We start from the raw sequence: 16134 nt of genomic DNA, 5'->3' as shown, positions 1-16134 counted from the left end.
CCCCGACATGAAGGTAAAAGACGCCGATATCATCATCGTGCCCGGATACACCAATTCGGGGCCATCCCACTGGCAGAGCCGCTGGGAGGAAAAGCTGTCGACCGCGCGCCGCGTCGAGCAGGACGAGTGGACGAAGCCGGTGCGCGAAGACTGGACTGCCAAGGTCATCGCTGCCGTCAACGCGGCGGAACGGCCGGTGGTGCTGGTTGCGCACTCGCTCGGCATCCCGACGGCGATCCACGCCATTCCCGGCTTCAAGAAATACGTCGCGGGCGGCTTCTTCGTGGCCCCGCCTGATGTTTCCAATCCGGCGATCCGGCCAAAGCACCTGATGACGTTCGGGCCCTACCCGCGCGATCCGCTGCCGTTCCCGTCGGTCGTGGTCGCCAGCAGCAACGACCCCTATTGCAAGCTCGACGTCGCCGAAGACATCGCCGCCGCTTGGGGCTCCATGTTCGTCGAAGCAGGCGATTCAGGCCACATCAATGCCGATTCCGGCCACGGGCCCTGGCCGGAGGGGTCGATGGTGTTCGCGCAGTTCCTGTCGCGCCTGCAAGGCTAACCCGGAAATCGTGGGTGCCGCCAAAGACGGCGCTTGGCGCCTTAGCCGAGCGACTTCTTGAGATCGGCAAGCAAGCTTGCCGCACCGCTTGAAATCAGCTGGTGCTCGGAGCCCGTCGCCAGCAACTGGTAGCCCATGTCGACGAAACGCCCTGCGATGGCAGGATCGGTGACATAGATCCCGGCATGCTTGCCGGCGGCGCGGGTCCGCCTGCCGACGTCGGCGACTGTTCCCATCATGTCCTCGAGCGTCGAATTGATCGTCTCGCCCTTCGTCCAGGCAATGGAGAAATCGCCCGGCCCAAGGAAAATGCCGTCAATGCCGGGCGTTTCCAGGATGCCGTCGAGCACGGCGACGGCGGCATGAGTCTCGACCATGGCGAAGGAGACGGTGCGGGCATTGCTTTCCTTCAGCCATTTGACCGAATCCTTGCTGCCATGACGTGGCGAAGCGAAGGTCGGCCCCCATGAGCGCTCGCCCAGTGGTGGATACTTTATCGCGGCGGCAAAGCGCCTGGCGTCCTCGACTGAATTGACCATCGGCGCGATGACCGCCTCGGCGCCGAAATCGAGCGCCCGGCTCGCCATGTCGAATCGGCCAACCGGAACGCGCACGAGCGAGTGCTTGCCTGCCCGCAGCACGGGGGCGATCGAACGCAGCACGCTGTCTTCATTGTGGCCGCCATGCTGCATGTCGAGGGTGACGGCATCAAAGCCCTGCCCGGCAAGGATCTCGACCGTCAGTGCATCCGGCACGCCTGACCAGGCGGTGATGATCGTCTCGTTGGCATGCAGTCTCTCGGCAAGCGACATTTTTCTCTCTCCCTAAGTCCGCAGCTATTTCAACCGGAAGCCGGCATCGGCGCAAACAAAAACCGCCCGGAATCCGGGCGGCTCGTTGGTCCAGAAAACTGGAGCCCAGCTATGCTGGCTGGATCAGGTGTTCTTGATCTGGTCGATCGCCTGCGCCATCAGCTCGTCCATGGTGCGGCGGATCTGATGGTCGGACTGGTCGACGCCGGCTTTGTCGAAATCGCCGCGGATCTTGCGGAAAACGTCATGATCGCCGGCTTCCTCGATATCGGAAACCACGACTTCCTTGGCGTAAGCGTCGGCGTCGGCGCCCGACTTGCCCAGCTTTTCGGCAGCCCAGAGGCCGAGCGCCTTGTTGCGCCGCGCGTTCGCCTTGAAACGCAGCTCTTCGTCGAAGACGAACTTGCGTTCAAAACCTTCTTCGCGGTCTTTCATGTTGCTCATGGCAATCCTCCAAGGAGTAGGAAATCGATTCGACGTCCGGTGCATATGATATCGACTTCCTCAAACCAAAAGCCCGGCGCCCGGTCAATATCTCTCTTTTGCGCCATTTGGGTGTGCGGTGCGGCATTTCCGTACCAAAAGGAGTTGATTGGCGGGAAATGATGATTGAGCAATGGGCCCGATTAAGATAGAGACCGGCCTTGAAACCCACTGCCGCCGCGGCTTTGCGGCGTGAGAAAGGGACCGGTAACTTGCCGTCCACCCTTCCAACCAGAGAATCATTCAAATGAAGAATCGCCGCCGCATCTACGAAGGCAAGGCCAAGATCCTTTATGAAGGCCCCGAGCCGGGCACCCTGATCCAGTTTTTCAAGGACGACGCCACGGCCTTCAACAAGAAGAAGCATGAGGTCGTCGACGGCAAGGGCGTGCTCAACAACCGCATTTCCGAGCACATCTTCAACCACCTGAACCGCATGGGCATTCCGACCCACTTCATCCGCCGGCTCAACATGCGCGAGCAGCTGATCAAGGAAGTCGAGATCATCCCGCTCGAGGTCGTCGTGCGCAACGTCGCCGCCGGTTCGCTGGCCAAGCGCCTTGGCATCGAGGAAGGCACGGTTCTGCCGCGCTCGATCATCGAGTTCTACTACAAGGCCGACGCGCTCGACGACCCGATGGTCTCGGAAGAGCACGTCACCGCCTTCGGCTGGGCAAGCCCGCAGGAAATCGACGACATCATGGCGCTGGCCATCCGAGTCAACGACTTCCTCTCCGGCCTGTTCATGGGCGTCGGCATCCAGCTCGTCGACTTCAAGATCGAATGCGGCCGCCTGTTCGAGGGCGACATGATGCGCATCGTGGTAGCCGACGAGATTTCGCCTGACAGCTGCCGCCTGTGGGACGTCGCCACCCAGGACAAGCTCGACAAGGACCGTTTCCGCCGCGACATGGGCGGACTTGTCGAGGCCTACCAGGAAGTGGCGCGCCGCCTCGGCATCATGAACGAAAACGAGACCCCTCGCCCGACCGGGCCGGTTCTCGTCAAGCACTGACAATTCCAAGCACGGGCGCGAGTAACTTCGCGCCCGAAACATTTCCAGTCGACACTTTCGGAGTGAAATGCCCGTGATCAAGGCCCGCGTCACCGTCACCCTCAAAAACGGCGTCCTGGACCCGCAAGGCAAGGCGATCGAGCATGCGCTTGATGGCCTCGGCTTCGGCGGCATAGGCTCCGTGCGCCAGGGCAAGGTCTTTGACGTTGAAATCGAAGGCGCCGACAAGGCAAAGGCGGAAGCCGACCTCAACGCCATGTGCGAGAAGCTTCTGGCGAACACGGTGATTGAGAATTATAGTGTGACGCTTATCTGAGGTTGCACCGGAGGGTGTAGTGGCAGAAGTCACCAATGACCTGATGTACGAACTGCTGAAGCGGATGAATCACGACCTGTCCGAACTTCGCCAGGATGTGTCCGAGGTCAAAAGGGAACTTAATGTCATTCGCGGCCACATGGTCGGGATACAGAGTGACATTCATAATATCTACGGTGTTCTTGCGCGCCACGACGAACGGCTAGAGCGCATCGAGCGTCGTCTGGAACTGCGTGAACTCGCCGAACCTCAGAGGCCTTACGAACCGAAATGAAATCAGCAGTCGTCCTCCTCCCCGGCCTGAACCGTGACCGCGACATGATCGCGGCGCTGACCAAGATTTCGGGCAAGGCGCCCGTCACCGTATGGCAGACCGACACGGAAATCCCCGATGTCGACCTGATCGCCATCCCCGGCGGCTTCTCCTTCGGCGACTATCTGCGCTGCGGTGCGATCGCCGCCCGGATGCCGGTGATGCGCGCAGTGGCCGAAAAGGCCGCCAAGGGCGTGCAGGTCGTCGGCGTCTGCAACGGCTTCCAGATCCTGGTCGAGGCCGGCCTCCTGCCCGGCGCCTTGATGCGCAACACTTCGCTCAAGTTCGTCTGCCGCGAAGTGAAGCTCGAGATCGCCAACGCCAACACGGCCTTCACCCGCAACTACGCAGCCGGCCAGGTCATCCGCTGCCCGGTGGCGCACCATGACGGCAACTATTTCACCGATCCAGAGACGCTTGCGCGTATCGAAGGCGAAGGCCAGGTGGTGTTCCGCTATGCCGAAGGCACCAATCCGAACGGCTCGATCAACGACATCGCCGGCATCATCAACGAGAAGGGCAACGTGCTCGGCCTGATGCCGCATCCGGAGAACCTGATCGAGACAGCGCATGGCGGCAATGATGGCCGTGCCCTGTTCGAAAGCGCGCTCGGGCTGCCCAAGGCAGCTTGAGTGGCGTCCGGGAATTCCCTTCAGTTCATCGACATGGAAAAGGCAGGCGTCGGCGCATGAAATCACTGCGGATTCTGGCGGCAACGGCCGCGGTCATCGGTTTGGCAGCCTGCAATTCAAGCCCAAAGACGCCGGCACCGTCGGTGTCGGGAAAGAGTGCCTCGCTTCGCTCCATGGAACAGGTGGCGATCGCCGCGCACAAATGCTGGTTCGCCAGCAAGGATCCGGCCTTCGCGAAGTACCAGATGGCCAACGAGCTCAACAATTTCGGTGGCACGCCGCGCTTCCTGGTGGTGCCGGCGAAGCAATATGGCGCAAGGCCGCTGCTGGTGGTGCAAGCACAAGGCAATTCCAGCCAGGTCCAGGTGTTCGGTCCCCTGATGGATCAGGCGCTGGGCGCACGCATCAGCTCGGACGTCAACCGTTGGCGCTCCGGCAACCCATCCTGCACCGGCACCGCCTGACGGAGCCAACGGCGCGCATCGATGCGCGCCGAAGAAAAGAGGTGGAGGCACCGGGGAGCGCCTCCACCAATGTCGAACTGCCCGTGGGTCGGGACAATCCGAAAAGCCGTGACCAATCAGTCGTAGAAAGGGCGAAGCCCTTCGCGATAGGCATCGCAACGCGAGATGCCGATATCCGACAGCTGATCATCCGTGAGTTCCAGCAGGGACATCCGGGTGCGGCGGCGCTCAACGCAGTGCGCAAGCCAGCGCATCAGCCGGGAAAGCGCATTTGCCCTTTTGCGGGGCGAGCCACGCTCCATCTGTGAAGATGCACCTGTGACGCCCCCGCCAATTGCATCCATTGTACTCATAGCGATGATCCAAATTGTATCTATTTTCGACAATGAATGCTATGAATTGACTCAACGATGATCGCAATGTAGGAATTGTCACCATGACAATTTGGCTTCCCGATCTCTCATCCGGCGCCGGGCCGCTTTATCTGCGGCTGGCGGAACGCATCGAAAGCGACATCGACAGCGGGGTGCTGGCCTCCGGAACCAAGCTGCCGCCGCAGCGCAACCTTGCCTACGACATCGGCGTGACCATCGGCACGGTGGGCCGCGCCTACGCCTTGCTGCGCGAACGCGGGCTGGTCAGCGGCGAAGTCGGGCGCGGCACTTACATTCTGGCGCGCCACACCTTGGCGCGCCACACCGAGCAGGTGGCTCCCAGCCCTGTTACCACCCTGCCCTTCGAAGGTTCGCGCGCCGTCGAAGCCCCACCGGGAAAGCTGCATTTCGACAGCACCGCGGCACCCAATGTCGGCCAGGCCAAGACAATCGAGTCAATCCTGGCCGTGATCAGCCGGGACAATCCCGACGATGTGACGAGCTACACCAGGACCTTTCCCGAACATTGGTTCGAGGCAGGCAGCGTCTGGCTTTCACGCAACGGCTTTCGCCTCGCCCCCGATACGATCGTGCCGACGCTCGGCGCACATGCGGCGGTGATGGCCATCATCGCTGCAGTGACACAGCCGGGCGACCACATCCTGTTCGAGCATGTGACCTACACCCAGATCGCGCGCAGCGCCGGGCTGATCGGGCGGCGCATGGCGCTGGTCAATTCGGACGAGCACGGCGTCGATCCTGACGATTTCGAGGCGGTCTGCGCGCAAAAACACCCCAAGCTGGCGTTCCTGATGCCGACCGCGCAGAACCCCACGGGCGTGATCATGCCGGGCGAACGGCGCGCGGCGATTGCAGCGATTGCCCGCAGGTACAATGTGCTGCTGGTCGAAGACGACATCTATGGCGCGTTGACGGACGACCGCACGCCTCAACTGGCCGAGTTCGCGCCGGAGCGCGTCTTCGTCGTTGGTGGCCTGTCGAAATCGGTGGCGGCCGGCGTGCGTGGCGGCTGGGTTTCGTGCCCGACGCATTTTCGTCACAGCATTCGCGTCGCCCACAAGATGGTGACCGGCGGCATGCCGTTCCTGCTGGCCGAACTCTGCGCGCAACTCGTGCTGTCAGGCGAGGCCACGGCAATCCGCGCCCGCTCGATTGCCGAGATCAACGCCCGCCTCGACATCGTTCGCGCAGCACTTGGCGGCTATGATTTCAATATCACCCCCAACATCCCGTTCGTCTGGCTGGCGCTGCCGGAACCATGGAATTCGGGCACGTTCAAGAATGCCGCCTATGGCCAGGGCGTGCTCGTCGACGACGAGGACGAATTCAAGGCCGGACGCTCGGACCAGGTGTTCCACCGCGTCAGGATAGGCATTTCCGCGCCACGCACGCGCGGCGACGTCGAAAGGGGCCTGGCCACGGTCCGCCGCCTGCTCGACGAGGGCGATGCCGGCTACGACAGTTTCGGTTGAGACGGCGCCAAGCTGCGGCGGATGGCTGTTTCCGTGCCATAAAGGGTGACTTTCTGGCCATTGACGGTATATCCCGGGCCAATCATGCGCTATGGAGCCACCAACGCTCCCCCAACGGATTCTGCGATCTACGATGACCATTCAGAATGACGTGAAGATCACCAGCGAACTCATCGCCGCGCACGGGCTCAAGCCGGACGAATACCAGCGTATCCTTGACCTTGTCGGACGCGAGCCGACCTTCACCGAACTAGGCATCTTCTCGGCGATGTGGAACGAGCATTGCTCGTACAAGTCGTCCAAGAAGTGGCTGCGCACGCTGCCGACCAAGGGCGACGTCGTCATCCAGGGCCCAGGCGAGAATGCCGGCGTCGTCGACATCGGTGACGGCGACTGCGTGGTCTTCAAGATGGAGAGCCACAACCACCCCTCCTTCATCGAGCCCTATCAGGGTGCGGCGACCGGCGTCGGCGGCATCTTGCGCGACGTCTTCACCATGGGCGCCCGCCCGGTTGCCTCGATGAACGCGCTGCGCTTCGGCGCGCCTGACCATCCCAAGACCCGCCACCTCGTTTCGGGCGTGGTTGCCGGCGTCGGCGGCTACGGCAATGCCTTCGGCGTGCCGACCGTTGGCGGCGAAGTGAATTTCGACGCCCGCTACAATGGCAACATACTAGTCAACGCCTTTGCCGCTGGCCTCGCCAAGACCGACGGCATCTTCCTGTCGCAGGCCAAGGGCGTCGGCCTGCCGGTCGTCTATCTCGGTGCAAAGACCGGCCGCGACGGTGTTGGCGGCGCGACCATGGCTTCGGCCGAATTCGACGACAAGATCGACGAGAAGCGCCCGACCGTGCAGGTCGGCGATCCGTTCACCGAGAAGTGCCTGCTGGAAGCGTGCCTGGAGCTTATGGCTTCCGGCGCGGTCATCGCCATCCAGGACATGGGTGCAGCGGGCCTCACCTGCTCGGCGGTCGAGATGGGCGCCAAGGGCGACCTCGGCATCGAGCTCGACCTCGACAAGGTGCCGGTGCGCGAAGAGCGCATGAGCGCCTATGAGATGATGCTGTCGGAGAGCCAGGAGCGCATGCTCATGGTGCTGCGGCCGGAGAAGGAAGAGGAAGCCGAGGCGATCTTCGTCAAGTGGGGCCTCGACTTCGCCATCGTCGGCAAGACCACCGACGACCTGCGTTTCCGCGTGCTTCACCAGGGCGTCGAGGTTGCCAACCTGCCGATCAAGGAACTCGGCGACGAAGCACCTGAATATGATCGCCCGTGGGTCGAGTCGGCCAAGCGCGCGCCGCTTTCGGCCGACGACATTCCGCAGGCCGATGTCGCCGACGCGCTGCTCAAGATGCTCGGCGGACCGGACCTCTCCAGCCGCCGCTGGGTGTGGGAACAATACGACACGATGATCCAGGGCAACTCGCTGCAGCGCCCCGGCGGCGACGCTGGCGTCGTTCGTGTCGAGGGCCATGCCACCAAGGCGCTGGCGTTTTCGTCTGACGTGACGCCGCGCTACTGCGAGGCCGATCCTTACGAAGGCGGCAAGCAGGCGGTGGCCGAATGCTGGCGCAACCTGACCGCCACCGGCTCGCTGCCGCTGGCTGCCACCGACAACCTCAATTTCGGCAATCCCGAGCGACCCGAAATCATGGGGCAATTGGTCGGTGCGGTGAAAGGCATCGGCGAGGCCTGCCGGGCGCTCGGCTTCCCGATCGTTTCGGGCAACGTGTCGCTGTACAACGAGACCAACGGCCAGGGCATCCTGCCGACACCGACAATCGGCGGCGTCGGCCTGATCGACGACTGGTCGAAGATGGCCAAGGCCTGCTTTGCCAAGGAAGGCGAAGTGATCCTTCTGGTCGGCGGCCCGGCCAAGTGGGGCACCCACCTTGCCCAATCGATCTACATGCGCGACGTCCACGGCCGCACGGACGGCCCACCGCCGGCAGTCGATCTCGAGCACGAGAAGAAGGTCGGCGATTTCGTCCGCAAGCTGATCCGCAATGGCACCGCGACCGCCGCGCACGACCTGTCGGATGGCGGCCTCGCCGTTTCGCTTGCCGAAATGGCGATAGCATCGGGCATCGGCGCCACGGTTCCGGGCCTGAGCGGCACCAACCCCATCCCGGTGTTCTTCGGCGAGGACCAGGGCCGCTACCTGGTGACCGTCAAGCTTGACCCCAAGTCGGCCGAGATGCAGGAATTGTGGAACGAGGCCAAGGCGCTCGGCATCCATGCACCGTGGATCGGCACGACAGGCGGCCAGGAATTGAAACTGGGCGAGGCGCGCGCCATATCAATCGACGAGTTGACCACGGCTCACGAATCCTGGTTCCCTCGGTTCATGAACAACTGATCGGGAAAAACGACATGGCAATGGACGCACACGACATCGAGCGCATGATCAAGGACGGCATTCCGGATGCTCGGGTGACCATCCGCGATCTCGCCGGCGACGGCGATCATTATGCCGCCGAAGTCGTGTCGGAAAGCTTCCGCGGCAAAACCCGCGTGCAGCAGCACCAGATGGTCTATGACGCGCTGAAGGGCAATATGGGCGGGGTGCTGCACGCGCTCGCCCTGCAGACCAGCATTCCGGAATAACGTCCCTCGCCCGTCGATGCCCGATAGCTCTGACACCGACAGCGAACAGATCGCCCGGCGCGCTTACGCGACCTTCGCCGAGCGCTACGACGCCGCAGCGTCGACCAAGCCACACAAACGCGCTTTATGAGCGCCCGGCTTCGTGGGCGCTGCTTGGCGACGTAAAATGCCAGGACGTCGTCGACGCAGGCTGCGGCTCCGGCATCTGTTCGGAGAAGCTGGCGCGGGAAGGTGCTAAGGTTAGCGCCTTCGATATCACGCCTGAAATGACCAAACTGGCACGGAAGCGATGCGCTGGGCTCGATGTCGATGTCCGCGAAGGCGATCTGGCCAAACCGCTGGACTGGCTGGCGAGCGACAGCGCCGACGCGATCCTGTGTTCGCTGGCGCTCGATTATGTCGAGGAACTCAGGCCGGTATTTGCCGAATTCCACCGCATTGCCCGGCCGGGAGGGCGGCTGGTCTTTTCGATGGGGCACCCGATGCGCGACTGGGCCGATCCGCGCACGCGTGGCGTCGCCGATTACTTCGCGACGAACCGCTGGGGCCTGCATTGGGGCGGCTTTGGCGAGCCCAACCCTTACGTTGAATCCTACCGGCGGCCGCTTCAGGACATACTGAACGGCCTGAGCGACGCCCGCTGGCGCCTCGACCGTTTTGTCGAACCGTTGCCGATGGCCGAAATGGCGGTCGTCGATCCGGAGCATTTCGCCGAGCTCAGCCATTCGCCAGCGTTCATCTGCGTGCGCGCGATCAAGTAGGCCAGGAAGCTGAATGCCTCGACATCGATTGGCCGATCTTTTATCCAAAACGTTCCACAGAACAGGAACTTGCCGCTCATGTCATTGATCAACGACCTGGTGCAAGGCGTCGTCGACGGCGTGCTGAAGGACATTCTGAAGAAACCGTCGAGCACGTCGAAGCGTACCCGCCGGCGCAAGCGCACGACCTCGACAAGTTCGGCAACACTGCGCCAGATCGAGAAGCTTTTGAGGCCAGCCAAGAAGCAGACAAGCCGCAAACGCACGGTTCGCTCGCGTTCCAAGGTGCGCAGGCGCCCCTAGCGATCGGCGCGTTGGCGAACGCAATCGCGCCAGGCTCTGGACGAGAGGAGCGAGTATGCTATTGCGGCTTTCTGGTTTTCGGGTCGACGTGCCGCTTGGAAAGCTCGACTGTTGCAACCACATAGTAGCAAGTGCTAGCAGTCTAGCGGATATTGCCGGCTACACGAGTTCGGCCAGATTGAGGTTTAGGGCGCCATGAGCGGAATCAACGAGTACATCGATAGCGAAGTGAAGAGCCAGGATGTCGTGGTTTTCATGAAGGGAACGCCGGGCTTTCCGCAGTGCGGCTTTTCCGGCCAGGTCGTCCAGATCCTCGACTACCTCGGGGTCGACTACAAGGGCGTCAACGTCCTGACCTCGAACGACCTTCGCCAGGGCATCAAGGACTACTCGAACTGGCCGACGATCCCCCAGCTCTACGTCAAGGGCGAGTTCGTCGGCGGCTGCGACATCATCCGCGAGATGTTCCAGGCCGGCGAGTTGCAGTCTTTCCTTGAAGAGAAGGGCGTGAGCGTCAAGGGCGCCGCCTGACCTAGAATTACCGGCTCCGGCCTGTTCCGGGGTCCCGTTTGTGGCAAATGCGCCGGCTTTCCGGCGCATTTCCGTTTGAATTGGATTCCTGAATGGAACAGAAAGTCTCTTCGAGCGCCCAGCAGGGCGTATTCCCGATTCCGCGTTGGGAATTCATCGCGCTCGCCGCCGCTTTGATGGCCGTCAACGCGCTCGCCGTCGACATCATGCTGCCGGCGCTGCAGCAGATCGGTGCTGCCCTCAACGTCGAGAGCGAAAACCACCGCCAGTACGTGATAACAGCCTACTTCGCCGGCCTCGCGCTGGCGCTGCTTGCCTATGGCCCGATCTCCGACCGATTCGGCCGGCGCAAGCCGTTGCTGTTTGGCCTTGGCATCTACGTGCTCGCAGCCTTCGCGGCTGCCTTCGCGCCGAGCTTCGAAACGCTGCTTGCGCTGCGCTTCGTCCAGGGCATCGGGGCAGCCTCGACGCGGGTGATCGCGGTGTCGGTGGTGCGCGACCGCTTCGGCGGAAGGCAGATGGCCGAGATCATGTCGCTGATCTTCATGGTGTTCATGATCGTGCCGGTCGTGGCGCCCGCCATGGGCCAGATCGTAATGCTGTTTTCGGAATGGCACATGATCTTCATCGTCATGGCGGTGTCGGCGCTTGCAATCACGCTGTGGGCGGCGATCCGCCTGCCCGAGACGATGCATCCCGAGGACCGGCGGCCGCTGTCGATCCTGTCGATCGCCAAGGGCTTCCGCACCGTGCTGACGACGCGCATGTCGCTGTGGTACACGCTCGCCTCGATGACGATCTTCGGGGCGCTGTTCGGCTTCATCAACTCGGCGCAGCAGGTCTATGTCGGCCTCTACGGCCTCGGCGTCTGGTTTCCGCTGGTGTTCGCGGCCATCGCCGGCATGATGTCGGTGTCGTCGTTCCTCAACTCGCGCCTGGTCGGCAAGCTCGGCATGCGCAAGCTTTCGCACGGCGCGTTGATCGGCTTCCTGCTCGTGAGCGCGATCTGGCTCATCTGGTCGCTGACCGGACCAGTGCCCTTCCCAGCATTCATCGTGCTGTTTGCCCTGGCGATGTTCCAGTTCGGCTGGATTGGCTCCAACTTCAACTCCATCGCCATGGAGCCGCTCGGCCATATCGCCGGCACGGCCTCATCAGTGCAGGGCTTCATGCAGACGCTGGGTGGCGGCTTGATCGGGGCGGCCATCGGCCAGTCCTTCGACGGCACCACAGTGCCATTGGCCGTCGGCTTCTGCGGCGTTGCCGCCATCGGCCTCGTGATGGTGCTGATTGCCGAGAAGGGCAAGCTGTTCCGCGGCCAGCACGACGTCAAACCGGTGCTGACCGAGGTCCACTGAGCGTAGCTACAGCCCGAAAGCCGGAACCGGTTTTCGGGCTTATGCCCCAGTCGGCATCAGGCCGGCAAAATCGAACAGCTTGCGATCGAGCAGATGCGACGGGCGCGTATTCGCAAGCGCCCGCAGCATCGTGTCCTTGCGGCCCGGCATGCGCTTTTCGATGTCGTCGAGCATCGCCTTCATGGCGTTGCGCTGGAGCCCTTCCTGGCTGCCGCACAGGTCGCAGGGGATGATCGGGAACTTCATGCCCTCGGCGAACTTGGCGAGGTCGGCCTCGGCGCATAAGGCCAGCGGCCTGAGCACCATGACGTCGCCCTCATCGTTCATCAGCTTGGGCGGCATGGCGGCAAGGCGGCCGCCATGGAACATGTTCATGAAAAAGGTCTCGAGGATGTCCTCGCGGTGGTGGCCGAGCACCAGCGCCGAACAGCCCTCCTCGCGCGCGATGCGATAGAGGTGCCCGCGCCGCAGGCGTGAACACAGCGAGCAATAGGTGTTGCCCTCCGCGATCTTCTCGGTGACCACCGAATAGGTGTCGCGATATTCGATGCGGTGGGCAATGCCATTGGCGTTGAGGTAGTCGGGCAGCACGTTCTTGGGAAAGTTCGGCTGGCCCTGGTCGAGATTGCAGGCAAGCAGCTCGACCGGCAGCAGGCCGCGCCATTTGAGATCCATCAGGACAGCGAGCAGGCCGTAGGAATCCTTGCCGCCCGACAGCGCCACCAGCCAGCGTTCGCCCGGCCTGGCCATGGCGTAGTCCTCGATGGCCTGGCGGGTCAACCGCAACAGCCGCTTGCGCAGCTTGTTGAACTCCACCGAGGACGGCGCGTCGCGATAGAGCGGGAACGCGCCTTCGGCAGGCTCGGCCAGTACATCTGCTTCGTGAATACCCATGGGGCCTTCCTTACACTCGGCATCGGCGGGCCAACGCCCGACTTCACCACTTAGAGCGGCATATTTCGCATTATCGGCTGCGGTGCAAGGCGCAGCCGATCGTGCACACGACGCACAAACGAAAAGAGCGGCCGTTTCCGGCCGCTCTCTTGAATTCGATGCTATCCGAAGGATTAGCGCGAATAGAATTCGACGACGAGGTTCGGTTCCATCTGCACTGCGTACGGAACGTCCGACAGGCCAGGAACGCGAGCAAAGGTCGCGACCATCTTGTTGTGATCGACTTCGATGTAGTCAGGAACGTCGCGCTCGGCGAGACCAACGGCCTCGAGCACGATGACCAGCTGCTTCGACTTCTCGCGGACCTCGATCACGTCGCCAGCCTTGCAGCGGTACGAGCTGATGTTGGTGCGGACGCCGTTGACGTTGACGTGGCCGTGGTTGACGAACTGACGGGCTGCGAAAATGGTCGGCACGAACTTGGCGCGGTAGACGACCGCATCCAGACGCGACTCGAGCAGGCCGATCAGGTTCTCGGAGGTGTCGCCCTTGCGGCGGTTGGCCTCTTCGTAGGTCTTGCGGAACTGCTTTTCCGAAACGTCGCCGTAGTGACCCTTCAGCTTCTGCTTGGCGCGCAGCTGCAGACCGAAGTCCGACATCTTGCCCTTGCGGCGCTGGCCATGCTGGCCGGGGCCGTATTCACGCTTGTTGACCGGGGACTTCGGACGGCCCCAGATGTTCTCGCCAAGACGGCGATCGATTTTGTATTTCGCGGATTCGCGCTTGCTCATCGCATTCCCTTTCAAAATGATACACCCGAAACCTCGTGTTTCGAGTGAAGGAAACGCGCCCTCCTCTGGCCCCCGTTTTCGGAGCCTGACAGGATCTTCCACGCACGCATTGCGGAAAGGCCCACGGGACACGTCAAATGAAACACCGGGCGTTTCGGCCCGGCGTTGGCGGCTAACTAGGCGAAACATCCCACAATGTCAACGCTTGGGGCCGGCAGCCGGCTCATTTCGCGTCGTGGAAGATGACGCCCATCGTGAAGCGCGCGCCGGAGCGGATGCGGCTGACACCGTGGCGCATCTTTACCCGGTAATCGCCGCGCGAGCCAGCCTTGGGCCGGTCGTTGACGGCAAACAGCGCGCCCTGCCCGATGCCGAGCGGCACCACCTCTGCGCGCGACTGCATACGCGGTCGCTGTTCTGTCATGACGAACTCGCCGCCCTCGAACTCGGCCTGTGGATCGGAGAGCAGAATCACCAGTTGGACCGGAAAGAGGTGCACTCCGTAAACGTCCTGGTGCAGACAGTTGTAGTCGCCCGCGCCATACTTCAGCAGAAGCGGCGTCGGCTTGGTCTGCCCGTCCGCCTGGCATTCGGCAAGGAAGGCGTCGATATCTGGCGGGTAATGCCGGTCGAGCCCCATGCGCTCGTTCCAGCCATTGGCGAAGGGAGCGAGGCGTTCGTAGAAGCCTCGGCGAAGACCGGCGATTACCTGGGGAAGCGGGTTGGCGAAGTACTTGTACTCGCCGGACCCAAATCCATGCCGCTGCATGACGATGCGGCTGCGGAAATGCTCGTCGTGGTCGTAAAGCGCCCTCAATTCGAGGCAAGTCTGCCGGTCGAGCAACGGGCCAGTCGGCGCGACACCGAACTCATCGAGGTCGCGAAGGATCACATCCCAGTCCAGCCTCGAAACTACATTGTCGGCGTGCATAGCGGCGCTCCATTTCACATTGGAGCCGAGGCTAGGCCGTTACATCAATCACCGCATTCCGATTCCTGCGGTGACGATCACGCCTCGAGATCGAACGCCTCCCTCGCCTGACGCATACGGTCGCGATTGCTTGCAGCCCAGCTGCCGAGCGATGCGATCGGCACGGCTATCGACTGTCCGAGCTCCGTCAGCGCGTATTCGACCTCGGGTGGCGTTGTCGGCCGCACAGTGCGGGTGACCAGCCCGTCGCGCTCGAGCGAGCGCAAGGTGACCGTCAGCATGCGTTGCGAGATGCCTTCGATCGAGCGCTTGAGCGCGTTGAAACGCACCGACTGCTCCTGAAGGTTGATGATCACAAGGATGCTCCAGGTGTCGCCGACGCGGTCGAGCACCTCGCGAATGGGGCACGTGTTGCGGCCGTCGGCTTCGAAGCCCGGCGTGGCGTGCAGCAGCGGCACCGCCACGGGTGCTTTCACTGGTGCGTTCATGTGGTTCTCCTGAGGTAACCTGGGCACGAAATCATGCGTTCTTTTCGCGCCCTTCCGTTCGATCTATATAGTTATCGTTGGTAACCTGATTACAGATCATACCTGCTTTTGCCGCGAAAGGCAAAACAGCCCGAACAGGAGAACAGTCATGAAAATCGCTCTCATCGGCGCATCCGGCTTTGTCGGCACCACCGTACTCAAGGAAGCGGCCGCACGCGGCCACAAGGTCACGGCGATCGTTCGCAGCCCGGAAAAGGTCGAGCAGATCGACGGCGTAACCGCGGTCAAGGCCGATGCCAGCGACGCCGAGGCGCTCAAGGCCGCGATTTCCGGCAGCGACGTGATCGTCTCGGCCTTCAACGGCGGCTGGGGCGATCCTGAGATCTATGCCAAGCACCTCGCCGGCTCAAAGGCGATCGTTGCGGCGGCCAAGGCGGCTGGCAAGCGCGTGATCGTGGTCGGTGGCGCCGGCAGCCTCGAAATCGACGGCAAGCAGCTCGTCGACGGCCCGCACTTCCCCGACGCCTACAAGGACGGTGCGCGGGCGGCACGCGACGCGCTCGCGGCACTGCGTACGGAGACCGGGGTGGAATGGTCGTTCGTGTCGCCAGCCATCATGATGGCTCCGGGCGAGCGCACCGGAAAATTCCGCATCGGTGGCGACCAGCCGGTATTCGACGCCAAGGGCGAAAGCCACATCTCGGTGGAAGACCTGGCCGTCGCCATCGTCGATGAAGCCGAGACGCCCAAGCATACCGGCAAGCGCTTCACCCTGGGCTACTGACGTCGTTCGGCCGGAACTCATTGCTTTGCCTTGTGCTCTGGCAAACCCTTGTGCTTGGTTTCGGCGAACTCTTCGAGCTGCTTTTCGGTCATCGACTCGTACATTTCCTTCGATGCGCCGAAAAGTTCGCTCTTCTTGGTTTCGCCTCGCTTGGCGGAAAGGGCCGCTCCGGCGGCCTTCTGCTGAGCTTTTGACGTCGCGGGCATGACGTTTCTCCTTACC

Annotated in this window: 22 protein-coding genes; 14 read left to right on the top strand and 8 right to left on the bottom strand. The window is 62.5% G+C overall.

The genetic code is table 11. The features are described from left to right. Positions 1 to 7 precede the first annotated feature (7 nt). Entirely contained in the window at positions 8 to 562 is a 555-nt protein-coding gene (locus J1C56_RS00970; RefSeq protein ID WP_214385156.1) for an RBBP9/YdeN family alpha/beta hydrolase, read from the top strand. 41 nt (positions 563 to 603) lie between these two features. Here the strand turns inward: J1C56_RS00970 and J1C56_RS00965 are convergent, their stop codons facing one another. Both J1C56_RS00965 and J1C56_RS00960 read right to left on the bottom strand, forming a co-directional pair. Next, positions 604 to 1374, bottom strand: coding sequence for an HpcH/HpaI aldolase family protein (locus J1C56_RS00965; RefSeq protein ID WP_214385155.1), 771 nt, complete (start codon positions 1372 to 1374; stop codon positions 604 to 606). A gap of 123 nt (positions 1375 to 1497) precedes the next feature. Further along, positions 1498 to 1818 carry a DUF1476 domain-containing protein gene (locus tag J1C56_RS00960; protein ID WP_214385154.1) on the bottom strand — a complete coding sequence of 107 codons (321 nt, stop codon included), beginning with the start codon at positions 1816 to 1818 and terminating at the stop codon, positions 1498 to 1500. 286 nt (positions 1819 to 2104) lie between these two features. Here J1C56_RS00960 and purC point away from each other — a divergent pair, with 286 nt between their 5' ends. From purC to J1C56_RS00935, 5 genes are all read left to right on the top strand, one after another. Continuing rightward, entirely contained in the window at positions 2105 to 2872 is a 768-nt protein-coding gene (gene purC, locus J1C56_RS00955) for a phosphoribosylaminoimidazolesuccinocarboxamide synthase (RefSeq protein WP_115732345.1), read from the top strand. A 73-nt stretch (positions 2873 to 2945) separates the two neighbouring features. Further along, on the top strand, positions 2946 to 3188 hold the full coding sequence (gene purS / locus J1C56_RS00950) for a phosphoribosylformylglycinamidine synthase subunit PurS (protein WP_214386607.1): 243 nt from the start codon (positions 2946 to 2948) through the stop codon (positions 3186 to 3188). Between the two features lie 19 nt (positions 3189 to 3207). Then, positions 3208 to 3462 (top strand): hypothetical protein, encoded by a 255-nt coding sequence (locus tag J1C56_RS00945; protein WP_214385153.1) that lies wholly within the window; start codon positions 3208 to 3210, stop codon positions 3460 to 3462. Further along, positions 3459 to 4133 carry a phosphoribosylformylglycinamidine synthase subunit PurQ gene (gene purQ / locus J1C56_RS00940; RefSeq protein ID WP_214385152.1) on the top strand — a complete coding sequence of 225 codons (675 nt, stop codon included), beginning with the start codon at positions 3459 to 3461 and terminating at the stop codon, positions 4131 to 4133. Before J1C56_RS00945 ends, purQ begins: the two co-directional genes overlap by 4 nt. Before the next feature lie 56 nt (positions 4134 to 4189). Then, positions 4190 to 4597, top strand: a complete 408-nt coding sequence (locus tag J1C56_RS00935) for a hypothetical protein (protein ID WP_214385151.1) — start codon at positions 4190 to 4192, stop codon at positions 4595 to 4597. Between the two features lie 116 nt (positions 4598 to 4713). Here J1C56_RS00935 and J1C56_RS00930 read toward each other — a convergent pair whose 3' ends face one another. Next, positions 4714 to 4950 (bottom strand): DUF1127 domain-containing protein, encoded by a 237-nt coding sequence (locus J1C56_RS00930; protein WP_214385150.1) that lies wholly within the window; start codon positions 4948 to 4950, stop codon positions 4714 to 4716. An 83-nt stretch (positions 4951 to 5033) separates the two neighbouring features. On the opposite strand from J1C56_RS00930, the gene J1C56_RS00925 reads away from it, so the two are divergent. The 7 genes from J1C56_RS00925 (at position 5034) to J1C56_RS00895 (ending at position 12024) form a co-directional block, all read left to right on the top strand. Then, positions 5034 to 6464: an aminotransferase-like domain-containing protein gene (locus tag J1C56_RS00925; RefSeq protein ID WP_214385149.1), complete on the top strand. Its 1431-nt coding sequence runs from the start codon at positions 5034 to 5036 to the stop codon at positions 6462 to 6464. A gap of 133 nt (positions 6465 to 6597) precedes the next feature. Then, positions 6598 to 8823: a phosphoribosylformylglycinamidine synthase subunit PurL gene (purL, locus tag J1C56_RS00920; protein WP_214385148.1), complete on the top strand. Its 2226-nt coding sequence runs from the start codon at positions 6598 to 6600 to the stop codon at positions 8821 to 8823. A 14-nt stretch (positions 8824 to 8837) separates the two neighbouring features. Continuing rightward, positions 8838 to 9071, top strand: coding sequence for a BolA family protein (locus tag J1C56_RS00915; protein WP_067962623.1), 234 nt, complete (start codon positions 8838 to 8840; stop codon positions 9069 to 9071). Then, complete coding sequence (locus tag J1C56_RS00910) at positions 9068 to 9832, top strand: class I SAM-dependent methyltransferase (RefSeq protein WP_214386605.1); 765 nt, start codon at positions 9068 to 9070, stop codon at positions 9830 to 9832. The genes J1C56_RS00915 and J1C56_RS00910 overlap by 4 nt, the downstream gene beginning before the upstream one ends. 78 nt (positions 9833 to 9910) lie before the next feature. Beyond that, positions 9911 to 10135: a hypothetical protein gene (locus J1C56_RS00905; RefSeq protein ID WP_214385147.1), complete on the top strand. Its 225-nt coding sequence runs from the start codon at positions 9911 to 9913 to the stop codon at positions 10133 to 10135. A 195-nt stretch (positions 10136 to 10330) separates the two neighbouring features. Beyond that, complete coding sequence (grxD, locus tag J1C56_RS00900) at positions 10331 to 10666, top strand: Grx4 family monothiol glutaredoxin (RefSeq protein ID WP_214385146.1); 336 nt, start codon at positions 10331 to 10333, stop codon at positions 10664 to 10666. Positions 10667 to 10758: 92 nt separating this feature from the next. After that, positions 10759 to 12024, top strand: a complete 1266-nt coding sequence (locus J1C56_RS00895; RefSeq protein WP_246591048.1) for a multidrug effflux MFS transporter — start codon at positions 10759 to 10761, stop codon at positions 12022 to 12024. Between the two features lie 39 nt (positions 12025 to 12063). On the opposite strand, the gene ttcA is transcribed toward J1C56_RS00895, so the two are convergent. The 4 genes from ttcA to J1C56_RS00875 form a co-directional block, all read right to left on the bottom strand. Then, on the bottom strand, positions 12064 to 12918 hold the full coding sequence (ttcA, locus tag J1C56_RS00890) for a tRNA 2-thiocytidine(32) synthetase TtcA (RefSeq protein WP_214385145.1): 855 nt from the start codon (positions 12916 to 12918) through the stop codon (positions 12064 to 12066). Between the two features lie 173 nt (positions 12919 to 13091). Next, on the bottom strand, positions 13092 to 13709 hold the full coding sequence (gene rpsD / locus J1C56_RS00885; protein ID WP_214385144.1) for a 30S ribosomal protein S4: 618 nt from the start codon (positions 13707 to 13709) through the stop codon (positions 13092 to 13094). A gap of 223 nt (positions 13710 to 13932) precedes the next feature. Continuing rightward, on the bottom strand, positions 13933 to 14640 hold the full coding sequence (locus tag J1C56_RS00880) for a 2OG-Fe(II) oxygenase (RefSeq protein ID WP_214385143.1): 708 nt from the start codon (positions 14638 to 14640) through the stop codon (positions 13933 to 13935). Between the two features lie 77 nt (positions 14641 to 14717). Then, the gene (locus J1C56_RS00875; protein WP_214385142.1) at positions 14718 to 15128 is read right to left on the bottom strand and encodes a winged helix-turn-helix transcriptional regulator; all 411 of its coding nucleotides are present in this window, start codon (positions 15126 to 15128) and stop codon (positions 14718 to 14720) included. A gap of 148 nt (positions 15129 to 15276) precedes the next feature. On the opposite strand from J1C56_RS00875, the gene J1C56_RS00870 reads away from it, so the two are divergent. After that, a complete protein-coding gene (locus J1C56_RS00870; protein ID WP_214385141.1) occupies positions 15277 to 15912 on the top strand; it encodes an NAD(P)-dependent oxidoreductase in 636 nt (211 codons plus the stop codon). 17 nt (positions 15913 to 15929) lie between these two features. Here the strand turns inward: J1C56_RS00870 and J1C56_RS00865 are convergent, their stop codons facing one another. Beyond that, on the bottom strand, positions 15930 to 16118 hold the full coding sequence (locus tag J1C56_RS00865) for a DUF3008 family protein (protein WP_214385140.1): 189 nt from the start codon (positions 16116 to 16118) through the stop codon (positions 15930 to 15932). Positions 16119 to 16134: the final 16 nt, after the last annotated feature.

Source organism: Aminobacter anthyllidis, from assembly GCF_018555685.1.
Taxonomy (GTDB): domain Bacteria; phylum Pseudomonadota; class Alphaproteobacteria; order Rhizobiales; family Rhizobiaceae; genus Aminobacter; species Aminobacter anthyllidis.
Note: the sequence above shows the minus strand (reverse complement) of the source record. Positions and strands in the feature narration are given on the sequence as shown.

Excerpts from the sequence above, each read along its gene's own strand:
- purQ (WP_214385152.1), top strand. The coding sequence starts at position 3,459 with ATGAAATCAGCAGTCGTCCTCCTCCCCGGCCTGAACCGTGACCGCGAC.
- rpsD (WP_214385144.1), bottom strand. The coding sequence starts at position 13,709 with ATGAGCAAGCGCGAATCCGCGAAATACAAAATCGATCGCCGTCTTGGC.
- J1C56_RS00895 (WP_246591048.1), top strand. The coding sequence starts at position 10,759 with ATGGAACAGAAAGTCTCTTCGAGCGCCCAGCAGGGCGTATTCCCGATT.
- grxD (WP_214385146.1), top strand. The coding sequence starts at position 10,331 with ATGAGCGGAATCAACGAGTACATCGATAGCGAAGTGAAGAGCCAGGAT.
- J1C56_RS00875 (WP_214385142.1), bottom strand. The coding sequence starts at position 15,128 with ATGAACGCACCAGTGAAAGCACCCGTGGCGGTGCCGCTGCTGCACGCC.
- ttcA (WP_214385145.1), bottom strand. The coding sequence starts at position 12,918 with ATGGGTATTCACGAAGCAGATGTACTGGCCGAGCCTGCCGAAGGCGCG.
- J1C56_RS00970 (WP_214385156.1), top strand. The coding sequence starts at position 8 with ATGAAGGTAAAAGACGCCGATATCATCATCGTGCCCGGATACACCAAT.
- J1C56_RS00935 (WP_214385151.1), top strand. The coding sequence starts at position 4,190 with ATGAAATCACTGCGGATTCTGGCGGCAACGGCCGCGGTCATCGGTTTG.
- J1C56_RS00925 (WP_214385149.1), top strand. The coding sequence starts at position 5,034 with ATGACAATTTGGCTTCCCGATCTCTCATCCGGCGCCGGGCCGCTTTAT.
- J1C56_RS00915 (WP_067962623.1), top strand. The coding sequence starts at position 8,838 with ATGGCAATGGACGCACACGACATCGAGCGCATGATCAAGGACGGCATT.
- J1C56_RS00965 (WP_214385155.1), bottom strand. The coding sequence starts at position 1,374 with ATGTCGCTTGCCGAGAGACTGCATGCCAACGAGACGATCATCACCGCC.
- J1C56_RS00870 (WP_214385141.1), top strand. The coding sequence starts at position 15,277 with ATGAAAATCGCTCTCATCGGCGCATCCGGCTTTGTCGGCACCACCGTA.
- J1C56_RS00960 (WP_214385154.1), bottom strand. The coding sequence starts at position 1,818 with ATGAGCAACATGAAAGACCGCGAAGAAGGTTTTGAACGCAAGTTCGTC.
- purC (WP_115732345.1), top strand. The coding sequence starts at position 2,105 with ATGAAGAATCGCCGCCGCATCTACGAAGGCAAGGCCAAGATCCTTTAT.
- J1C56_RS00880 (WP_214385143.1), bottom strand. The coding sequence starts at position 14,640 with ATGCACGCCGACAATGTAGTTTCGAGGCTGGACTGGGATGTGATCCTT.
- J1C56_RS00865 (WP_214385140.1), bottom strand. The coding sequence starts at position 16,118 with ATGCCCGCGACGTCAAAAGCTCAGCAGAAGGCCGCCGGAGCGGCCCTT.
- J1C56_RS00930 (WP_214385150.1), bottom strand. The coding sequence starts at position 4,950 with ATGAGTACAATGGATGCAATTGGCGGGGGCGTCACAGGTGCATCTTCA.
- J1C56_RS00905 (WP_214385147.1), top strand. The coding sequence starts at position 9,911 with ATGTCATTGATCAACGACCTGGTGCAAGGCGTCGTCGACGGCGTGCTG.
- purL (WP_214385148.1), top strand. The coding sequence starts at position 6,598 with ATGACCATTCAGAATGACGTGAAGATCACCAGCGAACTCATCGCCGCG.